At 33.6% G+C, this 22,859-nt stretch carries 22 protein-coding genes; 15 read left to right on the top strand and 7 right to left on the bottom strand.

The window, feature by feature from the left end:
* Positions 1 to 15: 15 nt before the first annotated feature.
* From OA93_RS17735 to OA93_RS17675, 13 genes are read left to right on the top strand one after another with little or no spacing between them, the layout of a single operon-like run.
* Positions 16 to 2,484 (top strand): TraG family conjugative transposon ATPase, encoded by a 2,469-nt coding sequence (locus OA93_RS17735; protein ID WP_039114955.1) that lies wholly within the window; start codon positions 16 to 18, stop codon positions 2,482 to 2,484.
* 12 nt (positions 2,485 to 2,496) lie between these two features.
* A complete protein-coding gene (locus OA93_RS17730; RefSeq protein WP_039114953.1) occupies positions 2,497 to 3,186 on the top strand; it encodes a conjugal transfer protein TraI in 690 nt (229 codons plus the stop codon).
* A gap of 14 nt (positions 3,187 to 3,200) precedes the next feature.
* Positions 3,201 to 3,830 (top strand): hypothetical protein, encoded by a 630-nt coding sequence (locus OA93_RS17725; RefSeq protein WP_039114952.1) that lies wholly within the window; start codon positions 3,201 to 3,203, stop codon positions 3,828 to 3,830.
* Positions 3,827 to 4,456, top strand: coding sequence for a hypothetical protein (locus OA93_RS17720; RefSeq protein WP_039114950.1), 630 nt, complete (start codon positions 3,827 to 3,829; stop codon positions 4,454 to 4,456). Before OA93_RS17725 ends, OA93_RS17720 begins: the two co-directional genes overlap by 4 nt.
* A 16-nt stretch (positions 4,457 to 4,472) precedes the next feature.
* Complete coding sequence (traJ, locus tag OA93_RS17715; protein WP_039114948.1) at positions 4,473 to 5,669, top strand: conjugative transposon protein TraJ; 1,197 nt, start codon at positions 4,473 to 4,475, stop codon at positions 5,667 to 5,669.
* 30 nt (positions 5,670 to 5,699) lie between these two features.
* Positions 5,700 to 6,308: a conjugative transposon protein TraK gene (traK, locus tag OA93_RS17710; protein WP_240474755.1), complete on the top strand. Its 609-nt coding sequence runs from the start codon at positions 5,700 to 5,702 to the stop codon at positions 6,306 to 6,308.
* A gap of 13 nt (positions 6,309 to 6,321) precedes the next feature.
* Positions 6,322 to 6,777: a hypothetical protein gene (locus OA93_RS17705; RefSeq protein ID WP_039114944.1), complete on the top strand. Its 456-nt coding sequence runs from the start codon at positions 6,322 to 6,324 to the stop codon at positions 6,775 to 6,777.
* A gap of 10 nt (positions 6,778 to 6,787) precedes the next feature.
* Positions 6,788 to 8,065 carry a conjugative transposon protein TraM gene (traM, locus tag OA93_RS17700; protein ID WP_039114942.1) on the top strand — a complete coding sequence of 426 codons (1,278 nt, stop codon included), beginning with the start codon at positions 6,788 to 6,790 and terminating at the stop codon, positions 8,063 to 8,065.
* A 17-nt stretch (positions 8,066 to 8,082) separates the two neighbouring features.
* Positions 8,083 to 8,928 carry a conjugative transposon protein TraN gene (gene traN, locus OA93_RS17695; protein WP_039115161.1) on the top strand — a complete coding sequence of 282 codons (846 nt, stop codon included), beginning with the start codon at positions 8,083 to 8,085 and terminating at the stop codon, positions 8,926 to 8,928.
* Positions 8,929 to 8,954: 26 nt separating this feature from the next.
* A complete protein-coding gene (locus tag OA93_RS17690) occupies positions 8,955 to 9,755 on the top strand; it encodes a hypothetical protein (RefSeq protein ID WP_039114940.1) in 801 nt (266 codons plus the stop codon).
* Between the two features lie 2 nt (positions 9,756 to 9,757).
* The gene (locus tag OA93_RS17685) at positions 9,758 to 10,813 is read left to right on the top strand and encodes a hypothetical protein (RefSeq protein WP_039114938.1); all 1,056 of its coding nucleotides are present in this window, start codon (positions 9,758 to 9,760) and stop codon (positions 10,811 to 10,813) included.
* Between the two features lie 14 nt (positions 10,814 to 10,827).
* Positions 10,828 to 11,133, top strand: coding sequence for a hypothetical protein (locus tag OA93_RS17680; protein WP_039114937.1), 306 nt, complete (start codon positions 10,828 to 10,830; stop codon positions 11,131 to 11,133).
* Positions 11,134 to 11,153: 20 nt separating this feature from the next.
* Positions 11,154 to 11,495 carry a helix-turn-helix domain-containing protein gene (locus OA93_RS17675; protein ID WP_039114935.1) on the top strand — a complete coding sequence of 114 codons (342 nt, stop codon included), beginning with the start codon at positions 11,154 to 11,156 and terminating at the stop codon, positions 11,493 to 11,495.
* A 68-nt stretch (positions 11,496 to 11,563) separates the two neighbouring features.
* On the opposite strand, the gene OA93_RS17670 is transcribed toward OA93_RS17675, so the two are convergent.
* From OA93_RS17670 to mnmE, 3 genes are all read right to left on the bottom strand, one after another.
* Positions 11,564 to 12,706: a site-specific integrase gene (locus OA93_RS17670; protein WP_039115157.1), complete on the bottom strand. Its 1,143-nt coding sequence runs from the start codon at positions 12,704 to 12,706 to the stop codon at positions 11,564 to 11,566.
* The gene (locus tag OA93_RS17665; RefSeq protein ID WP_240474754.1) at positions 12,693 to 13,253 is read right to left on the bottom strand and encodes a helix-turn-helix domain-containing protein; all 561 of its coding nucleotides are present in this window, start codon (positions 13,251 to 13,253) and stop codon (positions 12,693 to 12,695) included. Before OA93_RS17665 ends, OA93_RS17670 begins: the two co-directional genes overlap by 14 nt.
* A gap of 243 nt (positions 13,254 to 13,496) precedes the next feature.
* Entirely contained in the window at positions 13,497 to 14,897 is a 1,401-nt protein-coding gene (gene mnmE / locus OA93_RS17660) for a tRNA uridine-5-carboxymethylaminomethyl(34) synthesis GTPase MnmE (protein ID WP_039114933.1), read from the bottom strand.
* Positions 14,898 to 15,204: 307 nt separating this feature from the next.
* Here mnmE and OA93_RS17655 point away from each other — a divergent pair, with 307 nt between their 5' ends.
* A complete protein-coding gene (locus tag OA93_RS17655; protein WP_039114931.1) occupies positions 15,205 to 16,038 on the top strand; it encodes a universal stress protein in 834 nt (277 codons plus the stop codon).
* A gap of 210 nt (positions 16,039 to 16,248) precedes the next feature.
* Entirely contained in the window at positions 16,249 to 18,021 is a 1,773-nt protein-coding gene (locus OA93_RS17650; RefSeq protein WP_039114929.1) for a DNA mismatch repair protein, read from the top strand.
* Positions 18,022 to 18,486: 465 nt separating this feature from the next.
* On the opposite strand, the gene dnaN is transcribed toward OA93_RS17650, so the two are convergent.
* The 4 genes from dnaN to OA93_RS17630 form a co-directional block, all read right to left on the bottom strand.
* Positions 18,487 to 19,605, bottom strand: a complete 1,119-nt coding sequence (gene dnaN, locus OA93_RS17645; RefSeq protein WP_039114927.1) for a DNA polymerase III subunit beta — start codon at positions 19,603 to 19,605, stop codon at positions 18,487 to 18,489.
* 108 nt (positions 19,606 to 19,713) lie between these two features.
* A complete protein-coding gene (gene gldG / locus OA93_RS17640) occupies positions 19,714 to 21,399 on the bottom strand; it encodes a gliding motility-associated ABC transporter substrate-binding protein GldG (RefSeq protein ID WP_039114926.1) in 1,686 nt (561 codons plus the stop codon).
* The gene (gene gldF, locus OA93_RS17635; RefSeq protein WP_039114924.1) at positions 21,399 to 22,124 is read right to left on the bottom strand and encodes a gliding motility-associated ABC transporter permease subunit GldF; all 726 of its coding nucleotides are present in this window, start codon (positions 22,122 to 22,124) and stop codon (positions 21,399 to 21,401) included. The genes gldG and gldF overlap by 1 nt, the downstream gene beginning before the upstream one ends.
* 340 nt (positions 22,125 to 22,464) lie before the next feature.
* The gene (locus OA93_RS17630; RefSeq protein ID WP_039114923.1) at positions 22,465 to 22,761 is read right to left on the bottom strand and encodes an antibiotic biosynthesis monooxygenase family protein; all 297 of its coding nucleotides are present in this window, start codon (positions 22,759 to 22,761) and stop codon (positions 22,465 to 22,467) included.
* Positions 22,762 to 22,859: the final 98 nt, after the last annotated feature.

The following is a 22,859-nucleotide window of genomic DNA, read 5'->3' as shown; positions in this document are numbered from 1 at the left end:
GTAAAAAAGAAGAAGATGGAAAAGATGATAGATGATATTTTACCGATTATGGATGTAGAACACGATTGCATTCTTTCTAAACAAGGAGATGTGACAGTCGTATTCAAAGCAGAATTACCTGAGATATTTACGTTGTCGGATCAGGAATATGAGGCATTCCATCAGGCATGGCTCAAAGCCATAAAGTTGCTTCCCAAGTTTAGTGTGTTCCACAAACAGGATTGGTTTATAGACAGTAAGTTTGAGCCGGATTTCACAAGTGAAGATTCTAGTTTCCTGACCCGAAGCAGTGATCGTTTTTTTAATGAGCGTCCATTTCTGGATCATTCGTGTTATATTTTCCTGACCAAGAAACCAGCAGGAAGGAAAACATCCAGTTCTTTATTTTCTAATTTACTAAGAACCTCTATCGTTCCAGTAGAAACATTAAAATCACAATTACGTCAGGAATTTATCGATAGCACCGGACAATTTAAACGCATATTGGAAGACAGTGGTTTTGTCAAACTAACTCGTCTGGGTAATGACGATCTACGAAGCCACAGCAGAAAAATTGGGATTATAGAAAAGTATTGTTTCCTTTCTGATGTAGCAAACTCATTTATTTTTAAGGATATTGCTTTCGATGAGGGCTTGCAGGTCGGTGATAAGCATTGTCAAATTTATACTTTAGGTGATGCCGCTGATCTGCCAGCTCTTTGTGGTTCTCGAATTAATTATGATAGGTACTCGACAGATAAAACTAAGTTCAGTATCGGATTTGCTTCCACTCTTGGTCAATTGTTATCGTGTAATCATATTTACAACCAATATATTTTCATAGAGGATTTCCAAAAGACACTGCAAAAATTAGAGAGCAAAAGACTACGGTTACAATCCTTATCAGCTTATAGCAGAGAGAACCTTATTGCACGTGATGCGACCAATGATTTTCTTAATGAAGCTATTAGTCAGCAGCGTTTACCTGTCAAAGCCCATTTTAACGTAATGATTTGGACAGATAACAAAGAAGAACTCAAAGACCTAAAGAATAAAGTTTCTTCAGCTCTGGCACAGATGGATGCAGCAGCTAAACAAGAAACAGTGGGAGCGGCACAAATATTTTGGGCAGGTATTCCTGGAAATGCAGCAGACTTTCCCATGAACGACACCTTTGATACGTTTACAGAACAAGCTACTTGTTTTTTGAATATGGAAACCGGTTATCGCTCTTCTTTTAGTCCGATTGGAATCAGATTAGGAGACCGTTTAACGGGCAAGCCTATTCATGTGGATATTAGTGATGAGCCTGTGAAAATGGGAATCTGCACCAATCGGAACAAATTTATACTAGGACCATCAGGAAGTGGAAAATCCTTTTTTACTAACCATATGGTTAGAAGTTACTATGAACAAGGGACTCATGTCGTACTGGTTGATGTAGGACACAGTTACAAAGGATTATGCGATATGGTGGGCGGATATTATTTTACTTATGATGAAAAGAATCCAATTCGGTTCAATCCATTTTATATCAGTGAAGGCGATATGCTCGATACCGAGAAAAAAGAAAGTATAAAAACATTGTTATTGGCTTTATGGAAGAAAGACAATGAAACTTTCAATCGAAGTGAATATGTAGCACTGTCCAATGCGTTGCAATTGTACTATGAAAAGCTAGAAAGTAATTCTGATTTGTTTCCTTGTTTTGATAGCTTTTACGAATTTCTAAAAAAGGATTTTGTAGGCATATTGGAAGGTGATAAGGTGAAGGAAAAGGATTTCGACGTGAACAATTTCCTGTATGTGCTTCGTCCTTACTATAAAGGAGGTGAATTTGATTATTTGCTCAATGCCACCGAAAACCTGGATCTATTAAAAGAACGATTTATTGTCTTTGAACTCGATAATATCAAAGACCATCCAATACTCTTTCCTGTGGTAACCATCATCATTATGGAAGTGTTCATTAGTAAGATGCGTAAACTAAAAGGGATTCGAAAAATGATACTTATTGAGGAAGCATGGAAAGCTATCGCCAAGGAAGGTATGGCCGAATATATAAAGTATTTATTTAAGACAGTACGGAAGTTTTTTGGTGAAGCCATTGTAGTCACTCAGGAAGTAGAAGATATTATTTCCTCACCAGTAGTCAAACAAGCCATTATCAATAACAGTGATTGTAAGATACTATTGGATCAGAGTAAATACCAAAACAAATTTGAGCAAATACAAGAACTGCTTGGACTTACTGAAAAAGAAAAAGCACTCGTACTCTCGGTAAATAAAGCCAATGACCCTGATAAAAAGTATAAGGAAGTGTTTATCTCACTCGGAGGAATGCAATCAAAAGTATATCGCACAGAGGTATCTCTGGAAGAGTATTTAGCCTATACCACCGAAGAAACTGAAAAAGTAAAAGTGCAGGCTTATGCCAAGAAATTTGATGGTGATATCAGAAAAGGTATTGCTGCACTTGCTATTGATTTGAGAAATGGAAATTAAATTAGATTGATTATGAAAGCAAAAAAGAAAATTACAATTTGCCTGTTGTGCTTTTTACTGGTAAGTGTTCCTGCATATCCAGGAGAAAAGGTTGCAGCAATACCAATTTTAGAGATGGTTAAAGCAGTTGCGAAAAAGGTAATTAAGGCTATAGATCTTAGAATACAGAAACTACAGAACAAAACAATCTGGTTACAGAATGCCCAGAAAAAAATAGAGAATATTTTATCCAAATTGAAGTTGGATGAGATTTCTGATTGGACACAAAAACAAAAGGATCTTTACAAGGATTATTATGAGGAATTAGCAAAAGTCAAATCAATTATTACCTATTACCAACGCATCAAAGATGTTAGCAAAAAACAGGTTCGGTTGGTTGATGAATATGAAAGGGCGTGGAACCTATTTCAAAGGGATGCTCATTTTAATGCAAGCGAATTGGATTACATGCACAGCGTATATTCTGGGATATTGAATGAAAGTCTAAAAAATATAGACCAAATATTTTTAGTCCTTGATTCTTTTACTACCCAGATGAGTGATGCCAAGAGAATAGAAATAATTAATGCTGCAGCTGATCAAATCGATGCCAATTATGATGACCTGACGCTCTTTAATAGACAGAATATAATGCTCAGTCTTCAAAGAGCCAAAACACAGCATGATGTCAAATCGCTCAAGAAATTTTACGGAATTCCGTAATAAATCAAAAAACCATGAAAAAAATATTTTTACTGTTAGCCTTCGTGGGATTCATAAATGGAAATCTTCACGCACAGGCAAAGCAACAAAAGATGCTTCTACAGCAAATCGCAGCCCTTCAAATGTATATCGGATATGCTAAGAAAGGCTATTTGGTAGCGCAAAAAGGACTAAGTACTATAAACGATTTCAAACGTGGAGAATTTAATCTTCATCGTGATTATCTCACTTCACTCAAGCAGGTCAGCCCAAAGATAAAAAAGTATGCAAGGGTTACTGAAATTATAGCACTTCAGATAAAAATCATAAAAAGTTACAAAAGCTTGTACGAGCAAATCCAGCAGGATGATTTATTTCACGGAGATGAAGTTGATTATATCAAAAGAGTATTTGAGAGGTTGATTGAAAATTGTGATACTAATATGGATGAACTATTGACAATTGTTTTAGAAGGAAAATTAGAGTTGAAAGATGACGAGCGGATCAAACGAATTGATATAGTTTACCAGAACATGCTTGATAGCTATACCTTTTGCGAAAGCTTCGGTAATCAAACTAAACTGATGGCTATATCAAAGGCAATGGAATTGAAAGATGTGAAAACCAGCCGCTCAATAGGCGGTTTTAAAACTATTTCACCATGAAAAAAATACTGATTATAGGAATTGTATGTATTGTTTTACTGCTCCCTTCCAAAATCGCAGCTCAAAAACAGGAGATCCAGCAATTGATTTTAAACATAGAAAAGTTGAGCCAATTCAAGCAGATTCTTAAGGATATGAAGAAGGGGTATGAAATGCTCAGCGGTGGTTACAATATAGTTAAAGATTTATCCAAAGGTAATTTCAGTCTGCATGAAACATTTCTTGATGCGCTTATGCAAGTCAGCCCCACAGTCAGAAATTACAGGCGTATTGGCGATATAGTCAATTATCAGATGCAGTTGGTAAAAGAATATAAGTCCGCCTTTGGTCGCTTTAGAGACAGTGAAAATTTCAATGCTGAGGAAATTGCTTACTTAGAAAGAGTGTACGATAATTTATTTAAACAGAGTCTTAGAAATCTTGACGAGCTTAATACAGTTGTCACAGCAAACAAAATGCGAATGTCAGATGACGAACGATTAGCATCCATTGACAAAATATATGCAGATATGCAGGACAAGCTTATGTTTCTCAGAAACTTCAATAACAATACTTTAGTACTGGCTTTGCAACGTGCTAAGGAGCGTAATGATGTAAATACAATGCGCAGCATGTATAATAAATAACTAAATATTCATTGTTATGATAAAGATAAATAAGGGAGCATTATTTGTTTCGCTAGGTTTTTTGTTGCCTTTTGTTAGCCAGGCACAGGGAATCGCAGACGATATGAACAGCCTGCATAGCGTATTAGATAAGTTGTATGATGAGATGATGCCTTTATGCAATAACCTACAGGGAGTAGGACAAGGACTTGCTGGTTTTGCCGCTATTTGGTATATCTCCTCTAGAGTTTGGAGACATATAGCCAGCGCAGAACCTATAGACTTTTATCCGCTCTTTCGTCCTTTTGTGATTGGATTTTGTATAATGATTTTCCCTTCGGTATTGTATATGATTAATGGAGTGATGAAACCTACTGTAACGGCAACTGCTGCAATGGTGGAAGGATCAAACAAAGCTATTGAACGATTACTCAAAGAAAAAGAAGAAGCACTCAAGGGAACTGATCCGTGGAAAATGTATGTGGGTTCAACAGGAGAAGGCAATCGAGCAGAATGGTACAAATATACTCATCCTACTGAGGATCCTACTAAAGAAGGAATGCTTAGTGGTATTGGAAATGATGTCAAATTTGCCATGTCTAAAGCTTCTTATAATTTCAAACATTCTGTTAAAGAATGGATGAGCGAAGTACTTCGGGTATTATTTGAAGCTGCTTCGCTTTGCATCGATACACTACGAACGTTTCAATTGGTGGTACTGTCTATTCTAGGTCCGTTGGTTTTTGGAATATCAGTTTTCGATGGTTTCCAACATACTCTTACAGTTTGGTTGGCGCGCTATATCAATATTTATTTATGGCTTCCTGTCGCCAATATATTCGGCAGTATTATAGGTAAGATTCAAGAGAATATGATAAAAATCGATATTGGGCAAGTCAATGAAGAGGGGGATACTTTTTTTAGCAGTACCGATGCTGCTTATTTAGTATTTATGATTATTGGGATTGTGGGCTATTTTACCGTTCCCTCTATTGCTAACTATATTGTTCATGCAGGCGGTGGTGGTGCATTGGGACAAAAAGTAACTAGCATCTTTAGTAACTCTACTAGTTCCGCGATTGGTACAGTTTCCCAAGGAGCTGGTATGGCAGCAGATGCAATGGGCAATGCCGCTGGACGAATATCCCAAAGTATGTCAAGTTCTGGTAATACATCTCCTTATTTTAAAGATAAGGAAAGCTACATGGGGAATAAATTAAAAGGCAATTCCTAATCTCTAAATAAAAGTATCATGTTTAGTAAAATGAAAAATATTGACACTGCCTTTCGACATGTTCGAGGTTTTACGATGCTGGTAATTATTGGTTGTATTTTAATTAGTTGTTTTTCGCTTTACAAGAGTTTCAGCCTAGTGTCACAAATGCAAAATAAGGTTTACATATTGGCTAATGGCAAAGCATTGGAAGCTTATGCTTCTGACCGGAAAGACAACATACCCATCGAAGCACGGGACCATGTAAAGACATTCCATCAATTCTTTTTTACTCTTGACCCCGATGATAAAGTAATCAAAAGTAATGTTACCAAGGCGCTTTATCTGGCTGACGAGAGTGCAAAACGAATCTATGATGATTTAAAAGAGAATGGTTATTACTCAGGTATCATATCAGGCAATGTCAGTCAAACGATAAAAGTTGATAGTATAACAATAGACATCAATAAATATCCCTATAAATTTCGATGTTATGCTACCCAAAACATTATACGTACTACCAGCATTGCTTATCGAAGTCTGATTACTGAAGGTAATCTTCGTAATGTATCGCGAAGTGATAATAACCCGCATGGCTTTTTGATCGAGCGTTGGAATACGATTGAGAATCGGGATTTAAGTACTGAAAACAGAAAATAATAAACTACTGATTATGAAATTCTCTGATAAAAGGAACAGCCTATGGCAAAAGTTTGATGAGATGAATCTACGAATGCAAAATATGTGTGCACATTGGTTAGAGCAAAAGACATCACATTTTTCACGATTAAACTGGATTGTAATTCTGTTCAGTTTTATAATATGTACTGGTAGTTGTAGCATCTATTTGATTGTAACTAGTTTTTCAAATAATACTACTAAAAATATTACTGTAATTCCAATTATGAAACCAAACAATTCAATTCCCTTAGAGAAAGAGACCATCCCATTAAATGGAATAATTAGGAATAAAGCTGAATTTGAAAGAATTATAGAATTCCGTAGGTATTTAGATAGTCTTGGCCGCAGTCCAACAGGAAAAAAAATGTATGACAGTATTGTACAATACCATCCAGGACTTTTGGACAGTTTAGCGATACTAGAAAACTATTATAATTCAAACTTTTAAAATAGATATCATGGAACAAAAAGAAAAATCATTAAAAGTACTAAAGCAACGTAAGACGCTACTGGTATTGCCAGTATTAGTTTTACCATTTTTAACTGCTATATTTTGGGCATTGGGTGGCGGAAAAATGGATGCCGCTAATGTAGCAATGCCACAACAAAAAGGTTTTAATATAAAACTACCCAATGCAAACCTTAAAGAAGGACTTGCGCTAGATAAGATGAATTACTATGATCTGGCAACTCTTGATTCAACTAAGCTAGATGAGCTTATCAAGAAAGATCCTAACTATTTAAGTCAACCTTTCCAGATTGATTCTATCCAAGATAGTAGAGCTATTACTCTAAGAAAAAGACGAACGGGTTTAAATACATCAGTGCATCTAGATCCAAACGAAGAAAAAATACATCAGAAATTGGAAGCGCTTCAAAAAGCAATAAACGCACCTGTATCAGTACCAGTTCAAAAGAAGGATTATGCGAAATACGTAAAATCAACAGAACCTTCAATTCATTCCAATGATGTAGACAGGCTGGAACAAATGATGCAATCTATGAGTGATGGGCAGGATAATCCAGATGCGGAATTGCAACAACTCGGAGGAATGTTGGAAAGCATTTTGGATATTCAGCATCCTGATAGGGTACAAGATAAACTTAAAAAGGCGTCTGAAGCTCAGCGTGGTCAAGTATTCTCTATTTACACTAGAGCACAAGAAATTCCCGTTACCTCTTTGCAAAATGAATCATCAACTATCTCTGAATCTAGATATAATAGATTTTACTCTATAGATGAACTAACAATTAATGATCACGTACAAAATGCTGCGGAGGCTGTTATTCACGAAACACAAACCATTGTAAACGGAGCCACAGTGAAATTGCGACTTCTGAATGACATTTTTATAAGTGGCGTTAAAATCCCAAAAAACAACTTCATGTATGGAGTAGCTTCCTTAAAAGGAGAAAGACTAACTATTAAAATAAACAGTATTAGATACGACAACTCCTTATTTCCAGTTGATTTGTCTGTTTACGACTTGGACGGTCTTATTGGGATTTATATTCCAGGAGCCATTAACCGTGATGTCGCCAAAGCATCTGCTGACCGTTCCATGCAAACTTTAGGCGTTGCAAGTCTTGATGACTCTTGGGGTTCACAGGCAGCTGGAGCCGGAATTGAAGCAGCTAAAAGTCTGCTGAGTAAGAAAATAAAGATGGTCAAAGTGATTGTAAAGGCTGGCTATCAAGTGTTACTTCGTGATGAGAAACAAAAAGATTCCAATTAAAAACTAAAATGAAACAGATGAAAAATTTTAATTTATTAATGATAGGGTATCTATTATTTATGAGCATTGGTGTATTTGCACAAAAGACAAGTAGAAATAATCTATCTAAAATTGAGTCCGATTCTTTACTGATAGCATACTCCAAAACGACCAATATTGTATTTCCTTTTGCTATTAAAAGCGTAGACAAGGGAAGTCAAGATATACTGGTACAAAAAGCAAAAGGTGTTGAGAATATACTTCAAATTAAAGCAGCTCAAAAAGGATTTTTTCAAACCAATCTTACTGTGGTCACAGCTGATGAAAAATTGTATTCTTTCGTATTGAGTTATAATGAAGAGTCCCCACAATTGAATCTCAGTATAAACAAACCAAAAAATGCAGTGCAGGAAGTTTATTTCTCTGATGACATTAGAAACGAACAAGATGTCCAAGAATATTCCAAATTGGCTTTTTACGACAAGAAAAAACTGCGAGGAGAAAAAGAAAGCAACTATGATATAGATTTTGTACTCAACGGAATTTTTATTCGTGATGCCGTAATGTACTACAGAATAAAAGTAACAAACAATTCCAAAGTCGATTATGATATCAACCAACTTCGTTTTTTTATTCGAGATAGCAAAAAAGTAAAACGAACAGCTTCACAGGAGATTGAAATTACACCAATCTATGTATTGAACAATGTAGTTAAAATTGAAGGTGAAGCAGAAAACACTTTTGTATTTGCACTTCCAAAATTCACCATTCCGGAGAAAAAATACTTAGCGATACAACTCATGGAACAAAATGGGGGTAGGCATGTGGAATTGCATGTTAAGAACACAAAGCTGGTACAGGTTACTGTACTTCCTAAATTATAATTAGTAATCATTTAAAAAATTGAGTCATGAACGAGAAAAATTTTGAATACTTAAAAGACCAGATTAAGTACACCGGTTTCGGTGAAACACTGGAGAATGAATTAAAAGAAAAATTGCAGAAGGAAGAACCTAGTTTTACTTTGAATCATATTGCTAAATATGGTGAGGATACTGTTATGGCTACCTTGAATTTTAAAAAATCGGAACAAAGTGATATGTATTTCTTTAACTCTTATAAAGTAGAATTGCAAAAAGAAAACTCTAAAGAAGTTTTGGAACAAACCTTTTATATTAATAAAGGCAGCAACATTACCATGAAAGAAGCTTTTAATCTTATGGAAGGAAGATCAGTAAATAAGGATTTAACCAATAAAGAAGGAGAACTATACAATGCGTGGGTGCAAATTGATTTTAAACAAACTGACGACACCAATGGTAATTTTAAACTAAATCAATACCATCAAAATTATGGTTACGATTTGGAAGCAACATTAGCCAAACATCCAATTAAGGAATTGGAAAATCCTAAGTACAAAGAAGACTTAATGGATTCTTTGAAAAAGGGAAACCTGCAATCTGCTACTTTTCTGAAAGAGGGTAATGAAATCAAACAGTACATTGAAGCCAGTCCACAATTCAAAACTATCAATGTGTATGATAACAATATGCAGCGTATTGATAACCGTCATTCCAAAGAAGAAAAGCAATCCGAAACAGAGCAGGTATCTGAAAAAAGAGGCGCCAAAAAACAAATCCAAAGTGCTGACGAAGATGGACCTGAAGCGCCAAAGGAAGCTAAGAGGAAAAGGAAAAGCCAATCCATGTGATCATGAATGAACAAGTTCCCGTTAACAGAGTTGAGATGGAATTAAAGCAATGGCGTTCCAGGGAGGAGCGTTTTAGTAAACTGTTTAATTTCAGTCTTTCCAATAATAGATCGCTGGTTAAAGAAAAACTACATCATTACGAACGCATTGGAACAAAGTATAAAGGAACTAGAAATATTGACGAACGTTTTGCTTTGCAGATGCTCAAGCAGGAGAAGAATAAGATATTAAAGCAACTTTATCCTAATCAATTAGTACGACTTGTTCGTAAACTGGTCGTTGCACCACTTATAGATCAAATCGCAGTACGTAGAAATGAAAAAGAAGAGCAAAAGAACTACCAATCGCTGCACGATCAGGTGCAGCGTATTGGTTTTAAAGATTTGTCAAATCAAATCGATCAGCAAATAAAAGAGGGTCAGGAGCAATTTACTATTCCGGTTTCCTATTATGTTAATGAAAAGGAACGTCTGCATCATGAATTATCTTTTGCAAAAGACCAGAGCGGACAGTATCAATTTGAAGGTTTTAAAACTACTTTGCAAAATGAATCATATCCCGAAGAAAACAGGAGTCAGTATTTCAAAATACAGGAAGAAAATTCTATTAATCCAACACAGGCATATAATTTATTAGCAGGACGCGCAGTTCAAAAAGGCAGCTCTTGGATTCAATTAAATTTAAATGATAAAGATGCGAACCACAATCATCGCATCAAAGAATTTCGTCATGATTATGATTATAATCTAGAAAAATCGATACAGCAACTACCATTAAAGGAATTGTCAAACAAAACGAATACATATAAATTACAAGATGCTTTAAGAGAAGGGAACAGGCAGTGCGTAACCTTACTTAAAAACGGGAATGAACATCAATTTTATATTGAAGCAAATCCTCAGTTTAAATCGGTAAATATTTATGATGGGCAGTTGAAGAAAATATCGATGACAACGGCTTTGAATGATAAAACTATAGAAACTGTAAAACAAATAGTAAAAGAGAATGAGAGACCACAAAACAATCATTCCAAACGAAATGGAATGCACATAAATTGATAAACTTGGAAATAATGAAAACGCTACAGCCTTTATGTGATTTCTTTAAAGCAATAGAGAAAGATTACAGAATTAGTATCACTCATATTGGTATATATGCTGCATTGTTGCAATATAGAACAAGTAAAGGGGATATTAATCCTATTGAAGTGTATCGCTATGAAATTATGTGGATAGCAAAAATAACAGGGCCGGTCACATACCACAAATGTATGCGTGAATTAAACGAGTATGGATATATTAGGTACGAGCCAAGTCGTAATAGAAAGAGGAGGAGCAAGGTTTATTTTATTTTGCTTGAAGATTGTATTGCTATATAATTTTTTAATAATTAGGTATTATGGAAGAGTTTACATTTGAAGATTTGCCAAATATCATGGGAAAATTATACCGAAAAATGGATAAAATTGAAAGGCTTCTTAAAGCCAAAAAGCGTAGTGATAAAGATAAGAACGAAGAGTTACTGACTATTGAAGGAGCTTCCAAACTTCTAAGTTTATCTGTAGCCACTATCTATACTAAAGTCTGTAAAAATGAAATACCAGTAAATAAACAAGGTAAACGACTTTATTTTTATCGTGAGGAATTACTTGATTGGATTAAATCCGGACGAATTAAAACAATTGCAGAAATACAAAATGAGGTTGAGGCTAAATTCAATTCTAAATTATCTTCCAAATAAACGGAACATATGATTTTCATTTTACACTATTAAAAGGCATCATTTTTAAATGATGCCTTTTTGTTTATTTACTTTAGTGTAATTCTTTCAGTAGTATCTCTTTTTTTCTGATTGATTATATGCGAATAGATTTGCGTTGTTTTTACATTTTTGTGCCCTAGCATTTTTGATACAGTGAAGATGTCTGTCCCTGCAGCCAATTGCAAAGTGGCATAAGTGTGGCGAAAACAATGAAAAGTAAAATGTTTGGTAATTCCTGCATGAGCTAACCATACAGGTAAAACTCGATCTACGTCCCATTTTTTTAGTCCATGGAACACTTTTTTATTAGGTTCTCCTCTTTCGCCGAATGTTTCGTATGCTTCATTTGATATGGGCATTGTTTGTAAACCTTCGGTTTTCTTCTGTTTGAATCTGATATAATAACCATCGTTTTCAATGTATTCTATTTCAGACCATTCTAACTTTGCTATATCTGAATATCTATTTCCAGTTAAAAGAGAAAACTTCGAAATTTTATATACGATGTCTTTGGAACAAGAAGTTGTAAAGAGCTTTTTTGCCTCCTCTAGGGTCAGAAAGTTACGTTGAGACTCCTGTTCTTTAATAGATTCGATACCAGCATTTATATCAGTTCGTAATTTTCCTTCTTTGTAAGCTCTTTTTAGAGTAGCTTTAATCTTATTATGATATGATAATGCTGTATTTCTAGATAATGTATTTCCATTTTTTCTTAGGCTCTTGGCTTTTAAGAGATAGTCTTTAAAATCGTCAATAAATGTTACAGTAATTTCCTTAAAAGATATATCTCGACCTTCAAGAAAGGCTTCGAAATGAATAATAGAACAGTTCCAAATCTGGTAATTATTTCCCTCTTTTTTATCAGACAATTTTTTGAAATATTTCAAGAATGACCCACGACCAATTTTATGTAATTCTAATTGCTCTTTTTCAAACTGGGAGTACACATCTTCTTTACGTAATTCATTTAGCCTCCTTATTTTGATTAATTCCGCAGTATGCTGGTTTTCTATATTAGAAATTTTCTGAATCTGGTTTTTAGGTTTGTCATAAAGATACAATTTTAGAAATTCCCGTCTGATGTACTGGTTTGTTTCGGTATTTAATATCGGTGGATAAAAATCCAAATAAAGTGATACTCTTCCGTTTGATATCGCTTTTTGTCTCAATGTTACATTACTCTTTTTCATTTTCTCTTGCATTAAATATAATATCGATATCCTTTTTTGCTACATAATTAAATTTACCTACTGCGTACTTAGCTATTCCTTGCCTTTGGATTAGCATATAAAGAGCTCCTGGTGATATACCAAATTTTTGCTGTATCTGTGTTATAGTATAGCAATTTTCTAATCCAGGAAATTCCTGGACAGGACGAAGTATGGACTGATCCAGGGGTATAGAGAAGAAGCTATCCAGATCGCATCTTCTGATAACAGTTCTAGATCCAAATTTGGCAATATCAAGTTCGCCGCGCTCGATGAGCCTGTAAATAGTCCTTCTGCTGATGCCGAGCAAATTACTGGCCTGATAAACATCGATATAATCTTTGGTCTTAATTACTTCAATATTTGGATTTTTGGCAATTTCCGTCTGTCTGTTGCTTTCTGCAATTTTTGACTGCCTAGTCCTTGATTTGTAAGCCTTTGAACTGCATTTAAGCGAACAGAATTTTGTCTTTGTTGTCTGTGCTGTAAACTCATTTTGGCAGAATTGACAGACTCTTGTAATCTTCATTTTTGAACTCATATAAATGTGACTTTAAGTGTCCCACTGTGACTATGTGTGTCTCTATGTGCCATCATTTGGCCAAAAAAAAATATTTTTTTGTACCTCGTTTTTTGAGGTACAAATGGGGTACAAATTTAAGCAAAATAAAACATAACAACTAAAAGAAAGGAAAAATAAAAACGAGTTAAAATATTGGTTATCAATACTTTAACTCGTTTGTTTGTTGTTGTTTTGCGTTATTTTGTCTATCTATTTTCCGATACAGAAATTAGCAAAGATATTTCCAAGCAATTCATCATTTGATACTTGACCAGTTATCAGTCCAAATTGGTATAAAGCTTCACGAATATCTAAAGCCATTAGGTCGCTAGAGAGATTGGTTTCGAGGCCGTATTTTACTTTTTGTATTTCGTCTAGTGCTTTAAGTAACGAATCGTAATGTCTGGTATTAGTTACAATAGTTTCGTTATTTCGTAATGCTCCAGTATTTACAAAAGAAAGCAAGCGATTTTTTAATTCATCTACACCAATGTTTTCTTTTGCAGAAATAACTTCAAGAGTAACATTTAAGGGGGCAAGTTGATTATGGATATTCTGAATTTCTTCTTTAGTAAGTAAATCTACTTTGTTAATTACAACAAGTAGAGGTTTTAAAGGATATTTGTTTTTTACTTTTTCTATTTCGATGATGTACTCAGAACTTTGAGCTTTAAATTTTAAGCTATCAAATAAATAAAGAACAACTTGTGCTTGTTCTATTTTCTCGAAGGTTTTCTTGATTCCGATGCTTTCTACATAATCGACAGTTTCACGAATTCCTGCTGTGTCTATAAAACGGAAACCGATTCCGCCAATAACTAGTTCATCTTCGATAGTATCACGAGTTGTTCCGGCAATTTCTGAAACTATGGCGCGTTCTTCGTTTAGTAAAGCATTTAATAAAGTCGATTTTCCAACATTTGGTTCACCAACAATAGCAACGGGAATTCCGTTTTTAATTACATTTCCAACGGCAAATGAATCAATTAAACGTTTTAAGACAAACTCAATACGATTTAGTAATTCATGAAATTGGGTTCTGTCAGCAAATTCTACATCTTCTTCGGCAAAGTCTAATTCTAGTTCTATAAGCGAAGCAAAATTTAGTAGTTCTTCTCGAAGTTTGGCTATTTCGTTACTAAAACCACCTCGCATTTGTTGCATAGCGATTTGATGTGAAGCTTCATTATCAGATGTGATTAAATCGGCTACAGCTTCGGCTTGAGATAAGTCTAGTTTTCCGTTTAAGAATGCACGAAGTGTAAACTCTCCAGGATCTGCCATTCGACAACCTTTACGAAGTAATAGTTGAATTATTTGTTGTTGGATATAAGTAGATCCGTGACATGATATTTCGATAGTATTTTCGCCTGTATAGGAATTTGGTCCTTTAAATACAGAAACCAAAACTTCGTCAAGGGTTTTCGAACCATCTACAATATGACCTAAATGTAAAGTATGTGTTTTTTGTTTAGTTAAATCTTTATTTTTAATAGATTGAAAAACACCGCTACCAATTGTAATGGCATCACTACCCGAAATACGGATTATGGCAATTGCTCCAGCTCCAGAAGGTGTTGCGAGAGCTACTATAGAATCTTGATTTATCATGCTGCAAAGGTATAAAAAAAGGCTAGAAGTTCCGAAGAGAAGGATTGTGTAAAATGGATTCTTCTATATAGAATATTATACTTGGTTTTTTAAATTAACCGCAAAGAGTGTTAACGTTTGCACAAAGCTTGTAAAGCGGTGAAAGTTGAATAGTGAGAGGTAAGATGAGAGCTTCAACTGAGACTGAGCACTGCAACTGAACACTTATATTAATAAATTGTAAAATGTTAAATAACTGATAATTGTCATATCGACGAGGCTGTTTTATGGTTAAATTTGAGAAACTAACATATAATCCAACTGTACGATGAAAAGAATATTATTCCCCACCGATTTTTCTGAAGTAGCTACAAATGCTTTTGTACATGCTTTAGAATTTGCAAAACAAGTTAAAGGAGAACTCGTTTTGTTGCACACTTTTGAGATTCCGGTTTACGACAGTCAGTTTTTTCCAGAAAATTTTGCAATAATATATAATTCATTAGAGTTGTCTAAATTCGAAATGTTTAAAGATCAGATTCCAAAACTTCGCGAAATTGCCGAAGGACGTAATCTGGATGATATTGTAATGAATCACCGCTTGATGGATGGTGATTTGGTTTACAACATGAAAAAAGCCATTAAAGAGGATAGTATAGATTTTGTGGTAATGGGAACTTCTGGTATTTCGGGCTGGGAAAACTTTTTCTTAGGGACTAATACAGATGCTGTAATATCTGGGGTAGAAGTGCCTATTTTATGTGTTCCTGGAGAGTCTGAATTTAAGAAAGTAAAAACTATCGGATTTACTACACGTTACCGTGAGAAAGATAAAAAAGAACTTCATAAAGTTTTGACCATAGCCAAAAAAATGAATGCCAAAGTTAAATGTTTGTATGTGAGAACTCAGAATACTGATGTGTCTGATGCTACGATTAAAGAATGGGAAGCTGACTTTAAAGATGAGCCTATTCAGTTTTTGGTACTTCCATGTGAAGAGGTTAAAGAAACAATTCTGGATTTTGTTTTATATAAAGACATTGATGTTTTAGCGATGATTGCTTATAAACGTAGTTTTTTCGAAAGTTTATTTCATCCTAGTTTTACTAAGAAATTGACAAAGGATATAGCGATTCCGGTTTTGATTATGCACGAACAATAGTTTTGAGTTGATTTCTAAATTCTATAGCAGAGACGCAAAGTAAATTATTTTCTTTGCGTCTCTGCTACTTTATATAAATAAGTATAAAGCTTTCATTGCGATGAGAAATTATTAATTATTTCCTAGTGTTTAAAGTAGTTATTTCGTCACTGTAAACTTATATTTGTATTTCAATATAATTTCTAAAAAAGGGATAATTACTTTAAATCAATGGAAGAATATAAAAAGAATGTTAGCAGTTATTCAGATGCTTTAAGTGCAATTAATAAAAAATACAATAGCATTAGTTTATTACGACTTTTGAGTATTGTTTCCTGTTTGGTTTTAGGTTATTATTATATCAAAACAGATGCTACAGTATATCTTGTTTCTGCAGCTTTATTATTCATTGGTTTTATTGTTTTAATGCGTATTCATGCGAAGTTGTCTTTTAAAAAGAAACTTACAGAAACACTTTTAAAGATTAATAAAAACGAAATAACTTTCTTAAAAAGAGAAAAACTTCCTTTTGAAAACGGACAAGAGTTTATCGACTTTCATCATCCATATGCTTATGATTTAGATATTTTTGGAGAACATTCTTTATTTCAAAGTCTTAATAGAACAGGAACTTTTGTTGGAAAGAAAACATTGGCAAATCAGTTATTACATAATTTAACTAATGACGAAATTACCAAAAACCAAGATGCGATACATGAACTTGAATCTAAGCTAGATTGGCGTCAGAAGTTTTTAGCGCTTGCAGTATTAGGACGAGATACTAAAGAAGCTTATCAGGCATTACTAAATTGGAAGGATGGTAAAAGTGCTCCTATTTCAAAAATGATGTCTATATTAATGTATGTTCTGCCAGCTACTTTTGGAGCGTTATTAATTGCTTATTTTATAACTTCAAATGTTACTTTTTTATCTTACATTACTTTTACATTTATTCTGAACACGACAATTTTAGGTATGTTCTTTAAAAGAATTCAAACTGAAATTGCTAAAGCCGAGAATATTGATACAATTATCAAACAATATGGTTTATTGGTTAAGGAGATTGAAAACGAAACTTTTAAATCAGATAAATTAATTAAACTACAAAATAAGTTAGTTTATAAGAATGCTAAAGCAAGTATTCATTTAAAACAATTGTCGGAGTTGTTTTCGAACATGGATACAATCAATAATTTTGTATCTGCTTTGTTGTTTAATGGTACTTTTTTGTTCAATCTTCATGTTTTAAAAAATCTTTTATATTGGAAAACCAATCACGCATCTGTTCTGGAAGAATGGCTAAATGTAATTGGTGAATTTGAAATGCTAAATAGCTTAGCCAATTTTTCTCATAACAATCAAGATTTTGTGTTTCCTGAACTGAATACAGATTTTAAAATTGGTTTTTCTAATCTAAATCATCCATTATTAAATCCAGAAACTAGAGTAGGGAATGAAGTGCAATTTTTCCCAGAATCGTTTATGATACTTACGGGGTCGAATATGTCTGGAAAAAGCACCTTTTTGCGTAGCTTAGGTATTAATATGGTTTTAGGTGGAATAGGTTCTGTAGTATGCGCAAATAAAGCTACAATGCATCCGTTGCCAGTTTTGGTTTCGATGCGTCTATCAGATTCCTTATCTGATAGTGAATCGTACTTTTTTGCCGAAATTAAGCGTTTAAAACAAATTATGGATGCACTGGAGGATAAACCTGCTTTTGTGCTCTTAGATGAGATTTTAAGAGGAACAAATTCCGATGATAAGCGTAACGGAACTATCGAGGTTGTAAAAAAGGTAATTGCAAAAAAAGCAATTGGTGCAATCGCAACTCACGATATCGAAGTTTGCTTAACTACAAATGAATATCCTGATATCTTAACGAATCAATGTTTTGAGGTTGAGATAAAAAATAATGATCTACATTTTGATTATAAACTCCGTGAAGGTATCTGCAAAAATAAAAGCGCTACTTTCTTGATGCAAAAAATGGGCGTGATTTAGGCGGAAAGATGGGAGAAGAAAGATGATAGATGCAAGAGAGTAGAGTTAAGAAAAAAAGATATTAGATAATAGAGTAAAGACTACATGTAGAGTAAAAGCTATATTTCCTTTGTCACCCTGAGCGTTCCGAAACTTCGGGAGAAGGGCGCGCAGTCTATACATAATCTTTGTAGAGTTACTAATGAGAATTCTTCTCCCGAAGTTTCAGGATGCTCAGAAAGGCAATATTGAAGAAAACTTAGTGACCCTTTGTGATACCTCTTTGTGAATCTTAGCGAAATGCTTTTTTTTCTTATCTACTAACCTTAGCTATAGAACTTCAACAAAATAAAAAAACCGCAATTTCTAAAAGAAGTTGCGGTTTTTTAAGTATAAAAATGGTTGGTTAATAGCGTAATTGTTATGCAATAATAAGTATTATATTTGAATATCAAAAATCTAATATAACAAAAACATAATTAAATGTTAACTATTTAGCATTACCGGCATAACCAACATGGTTACTGTTTCTCCATCTTCTAAACCATCTACAGGAGTTAGGATTCCTGCTCTGTTTGGTAAAGACATTTCCAACATAATCATATCTGATTGTAAGTTTGTCAACATTTCGGTAAGGAAACGTGAGTTGAATCCGATTTGTAAGTCATCACCTTGGTAATCACAAGTCAATCTTTCTTCGGCTTTGTTTGAGTAATCAATATCTTCGGCAGAAACATTTAATTCTGCTCCAGCGATTTTCAAACGAATTTGGTGTGTAGTTTTATTAGAGAAAATAGCCACACGACGTACTGAACTTAAAAATAAAGAACGGTCAATCATTAACTTGTTTGGGTTCTCTTTTGGAATTACTGCTTCGTAGTTTGGATATTTCCCATCGATTAAACGACACATCAAAATGTAGTTATCGAATGAGAAAGTAGCATTAGAATCGTTGTATTCGATTTTTACTTCAGCATCAGAAGCTCCTAAGATACTTTTTAAGATATTTAAAGGTTTCTTTGGCATAATAAAATCAGCAACTTGTGATGCTTTTACATCTGTACGAGCATACTTTACTAATTTGTGAGCATCTGTAGCAACAAATATTAATCCTTCTGGCGAAAACTGGAAGAAAACTCCAGACATTACCGGACGTAAATCGTCATTACCAGCAGCAAATATTGTTTTGCTAATAGCTGTAGCCAAAACATCTGATGGAACTAGAGTAACTGAAGGCTCTTCTAGGTTTACTGATTTAGGAAATTCTTCTCCAGCTGCATATGCTAATGCATATTTTCCTGAGTTAGAACTAATTTCTACAGTATTATTATCTTCAACAGTAAATGTTAAAGGTTGTTCTGGAAATGTTTTAAGAATTTCTAGTAATAATTTTGCAGGGATTGCAACACTTCCTTTGCTCGTAGAATCAATCGCTAAAGTTGCAGACATCGTCGTTTCAAGATCCGATGAAGAAACTGTTAATTCATTATTGTCTAATTCAAATAGAAAGTTGTCTAAAATAGGTAACGTATTGTTACTATTGATTACACTACCTAAAACTTGTAATTGCTTTAATAAGTACGAACTCGATACTATAAATTTCATCTCTTTTGTTTTATTTTTTGGTATATATTTTAGCTTGGAAAATGACTAGAATACATTTTTACAAATATATCGTAAACAATCCTAGTATCCCAAATTTTTTATTAACATCTATTTGCTGTATTTTCTTTTACGAAGGAAAGTAAATACAAGCCCAAAGACCAATAATATTAGAATTGGTAGTCCGATAGTTATGAATTGCGTAATGGTATACTCTTGATAAACCTTTTCTTTGTCTAATAAAGGTAAATTAAGATCCTTGCTTCTAATGTTAATAAGTCCTGTGTCGTCTAGTAAATAATTAACACAATTCATTAAGAAATCTTTGTTGTCGTATAAATTTCCTGAACGTTGGTCGTAACCTAATTCTACAGGAGTTAAATTTTTATCTAGCTGATTGCGCACTAAATCTCCATCAGAAATTACAATCATTTTGGTTGTTTTTCCTTTTGTTTGAAATGTTTTTTGTTCAAATGGTAAAACACGATTTTCATACATCGAATGGAAATCGCCTTCTAATAAAACTGATAGAGGGATATTTCCTTTGTTTATGTAATCTTTTGGCGAAGCTTCTTCGGTTACTATATTCAAATTGATTTCGGCAGGAGTTCCAATTTTTTTAGAATAAGGTGATGATTGCAAAAGAACCGTTTTTTTAATACTATTTTTTAAGGTATCAATTGGGTTTGCAAAATCAAATTTTATCCCGCCAAGATTTTTTACAATCGGATGTCTGCTTTCAGGTTTAACTTGAGGAGCAAATTTCCAAATGAAATCCTGATATTGAGTTGCGCTTCCTTGTTCGCCCGTAGCCAGTTTAATAGGACTTCCTTGTTCGTCTTTTACCAAATCAGGGTTAATTCTGAATCCGTATTTAAAGAACATGTCATTAAGATTTAAATCTCTCGGGTAAGCCAGTGTAGCTCCAGATTGATTGTATAAACTATCCATTTCGGCGTTTACCTGATCTACAAGCCATAAAGTTTTTCCTCCGTTTATGATAAACTGATCAAGAACTTGTTTTTCGCCATCTGTAAATGCTTCTGTAGGTTTAGCAATAATAGCTAAATCATATTTTTGTAAAGCATCTAAAGTTCCAATTGGATTTTTTGCAACAGAATCTAAAGTAAATGGACCAATGTGATAACTTTCGCGAATTTGCATCAGGAATTTTGCCATGAAAATCTCTTTCATTTCGCCATTTCCTCTTATTATTGCGACCTTTTTTTGTTTCTCTTTGGTAATTTTATTCAATGCATCGGCAATAGAATATTCTAAATGCTGTACAGAACCAATTACTTTTTGAGTAGTCGAAGCTCCCATTTGGTTTTTTAATAAAGGGATATTTACCTCTTTGTTATTATAGACTGCAATTGCCCAAGGAAAAACCATTGCTTGCGATTGTTTTCCTTTGTCATCTACAGTTATGTTTATAGGAGTAAGTCCTTTGCGATATAACTCTTTAACCATATCCATGCTTTCGTCTTCGTTTTCCAGAGGATTAACGAATTCAAAAACAATATTTTTATTATAAGCCTGAAACTCTTCTAATAATTGCTGAGTTTCTTGTTCCAAACGTTTAAACTCGGCAGGTAAATCGCCTTGCATATAAATTTTTATAGACAACGGATTATGAACCTGTTTGATAATGCTTAATGAAGTAGGTGATAAAGTATATCTTTTGTCTTTTGTTAAATCAAAACGGTGAAATACAAATGTACCCGCAATATTTAAGACAATTAAAATTATAACCGTAATGAGTAACGTTTTAATATTTTTTTGAGAAGAAATTTTCATTACGATTTAAAAGATTTTAGTTGATATACAGTAAACGAAAGGAAAAGCACCGTTATACTTAAAAAATAAATTACATCGCGTGTATCGATAACGCCTCGGCTCATACTCTTAAAATGATTTTGCATTCCTAATGATGAAATCACATTCATGAATCCAGGAACTATAGTCGATAGACCTTCGAAACCAAAATAAAAGAAGAAGCATAAAAATACTGCTATAATAAAAGCTACGATTTGATTTTCGGATAATGTAGAAGTAAAAATTCCGATAGCGGTATAAGCTGCAATCAGGAATAATAATCCAAAATACGAACCAATTGTACTTCCCATATCTATGTTTCCTTCTGGTAATCCTAAACTAGAAACTACTTTTACATATATAAATGTTGGAATAATAGCCATTATGATTAAAAGTAATGAACCAATAAATTTTCCGTTTACAATTTGCCAAATGCTCAATGGTTTTGTAAGTAATAATTCGATTGTGCCTTGTTTTTTCTCATCAGAAAAACTACGCATGGTTACTGCCGGGATCAGGAATGTTAAAATCCATGGTGCCAAAGTAAAGAAAGGAGTAAGGTCGGCAAAACCAGTATTAAGGATGTTGTATTCTCCTTGAAAAACCCATAAAAATAAGCCATTACTAATCAGGAAGATTGCAATGACCAAATAGCCAATGGGAGATCCAAAAAAGGATTTTATTTCTCGTAAAACGATTGATTTCATATTCTAACGTTAATTTGTTTATTCGGGTATTCGTTGTATTTTGTTTAAAAGTTTAATGTTTAAAGTTTTCTAATCTGTGGTAGAAAAATTAACCGCAAAGATTTCGCAAAGGTCGCAATCCCAATGCTTCGGGATGAAATCTTTTTAATCTTGATAATCTGTGGCATAAAAACTCATAAACTCTTTATTTTCCTTAATCTCTTAATGGTTTGATTTTTTTATTGTAGATTACTCAGATTAAAATATTTTTTTTCTCTTCTAATTAATCAAGTTTTTTTGATATAGCTTAATTTTCTTAATCTCTTAATGGTTCAATTTTTTATTTTAATATTGTCCATTCTTAAACCAATGAAACTAATTTGTCTACACTCCAGGCTTCGGGTTTTGCATTGAATAAGGCTTTGGTAAATGTCCAAACCGTATTAAAAAGTTCCGATTGCCTGTAATTTTCCAAGTCGGCTTCGGTTTCCCAATAACTATATGTGAAAAATATATTTTTATTGTCTTTGTCTTGATACAATTCTAAAAAACGATTTCCGGGAGCATTTCGTATTTTGTCTTTTACACTATTAAAATTTTCCATGAAAGCAGGGATTTTCTCTTCGTGAAAACTCATTTTTACTATTCGAACAAACATTTTTATAATTTTAGATTGAGAAATGGCTTATATGCGCGCAAAAATACCAAAATAGATTATTCTTTCTATTAATATTTATCTTGTTATGAGAAACTATT

It is taken from the genome of Flavobacterium sp. KMS, from assembly GCF_000813005.1.
In the GTDB taxonomy this organism is placed as follows: domain Bacteria; phylum Bacteroidota; class Bacteroidia; order Flavobacteriales; family Flavobacteriaceae; genus Flavobacterium.
Note: the sequence above shows the minus strand (reverse complement) of the source record. Positions and strands in the feature narration are given on the sequence as shown.

Bases quoted from the DNA above. Each gene is read 5' to 3' on its own strand.
- mnmE (WP_039114933.1), bottom strand. From the start codon at position 14,897: ATGATAAATCAAGATTCTATAGTAGCTCTCGCAACACCTTCTGGAGCT.
- OA93_RS17730 (WP_039114953.1), top strand. From the start codon at position 2,497: ATGAAAGCAAAAAAGAAAATTACAATTTGCCTGTTGTGCTTTTTACTG.
- traJ (WP_039114948.1), top strand. From the start codon at position 4,473: ATGATAAAGATAAATAAGGGAGCATTATTTGTTTCGCTAGGTTTTTTG.
- OA93_RS17720 (WP_039114950.1), top strand. From the start codon at position 3,827: ATGAAAAAAATACTGATTATAGGAATTGTATGTATTGTTTTACTGCTC.
- dnaN (WP_039114927.1), bottom strand. From the start codon at position 19,605: ATGAAATTTATAGTATCGAGTTCGTACTTATTAAAGCAATTACAAGTT.
- gldG (WP_039114926.1), bottom strand. From the start codon at position 21,399: ATGAAAATTTCTTCTCAAAAAAATATTAAAACGTTACTCATTACGGTT.
- OA93_RS17655 (WP_039114931.1), top strand. From the start codon at position 15,205: ATGAAAAGAATATTATTCCCCACCGATTTTTCTGAAGTAGCTACAAAT.
- OA93_RS17690 (WP_039114940.1), top strand. From the start codon at position 8,955: ATGAACGAGAAAAATTTTGAATACTTAAAAGACCAGATTAAGTACACC.
- OA93_RS17735 (WP_039114955.1), top strand. From the start codon at position 16: ATGGAAAAGATGATAGATGATATTTTACCGATTATGGATGTAGAACAC.
- gldF (WP_039114924.1), bottom strand. From the start codon at position 22,124: ATGAAATCAATCGTTTTACGAGAAATAAAATCCTTTTTTGGATCTCCC.
- traK (WP_240474755.1), top strand. From the start codon at position 5,700: ATGAAAAATATTGACACTGCCTTTCGACATGTTCGAGGTTTTACGATG.
- OA93_RS17680 (WP_039114937.1), top strand. From the start codon at position 10,828: ATGAAAACGCTACAGCCTTTATGTGATTTCTTTAAAGCAATAGAGAAA.
- traN (WP_039115161.1), top strand. From the start codon at position 8,083: ATGAAAAATTTTAATTTATTAATGATAGGGTATCTATTATTTATGAGC.
- OA93_RS17665 (WP_240474754.1), bottom strand. From the start codon at position 13,253: ATGAAGATTACAAGAGTCTGTCAATTCTGCCAAAATGAGTTTACAGCA.
- OA93_RS17630 (WP_039114923.1), bottom strand. From the start codon at position 22,761: ATGTTTGTTCGAATAGTAAAAATGAGTTTTCACGAAGAGAAAATCCCT.
- OA93_RS17670 (WP_039115157.1), bottom strand. From the start codon at position 12,706: ATGAAAAAGAGTAATGTAACATTGAGACAAAAAGCGATATCAAACGGA.
- OA93_RS17725 (WP_039114952.1), top strand. From the start codon at position 3,201: ATGAAAAAAATATTTTTACTGTTAGCCTTCGTGGGATTCATAAATGGA.
- OA93_RS17685 (WP_039114938.1), top strand. From the start codon at position 9,758: ATGAATGAACAAGTTCCCGTTAACAGAGTTGAGATGGAATTAAAGCAA.
- OA93_RS17705 (WP_039114944.1), top strand. From the start codon at position 6,322: ATGAAATTCTCTGATAAAAGGAACAGCCTATGGCAAAAGTTTGATGAG.
- OA93_RS17675 (WP_039114935.1), top strand. From the start codon at position 11,154: ATGGAAGAGTTTACATTTGAAGATTTGCCAAATATCATGGGAAAATTA.
- traM (WP_039114942.1), top strand. From the start codon at position 6,788: ATGGAACAAAAAGAAAAATCATTAAAAGTACTAAAGCAACGTAAGACG.
- OA93_RS17650 (WP_039114929.1), top strand. From the start codon at position 16,249: ATGGAAGAATATAAAAAGAATGTTAGCAGTTATTCAGATGCTTTAAGT.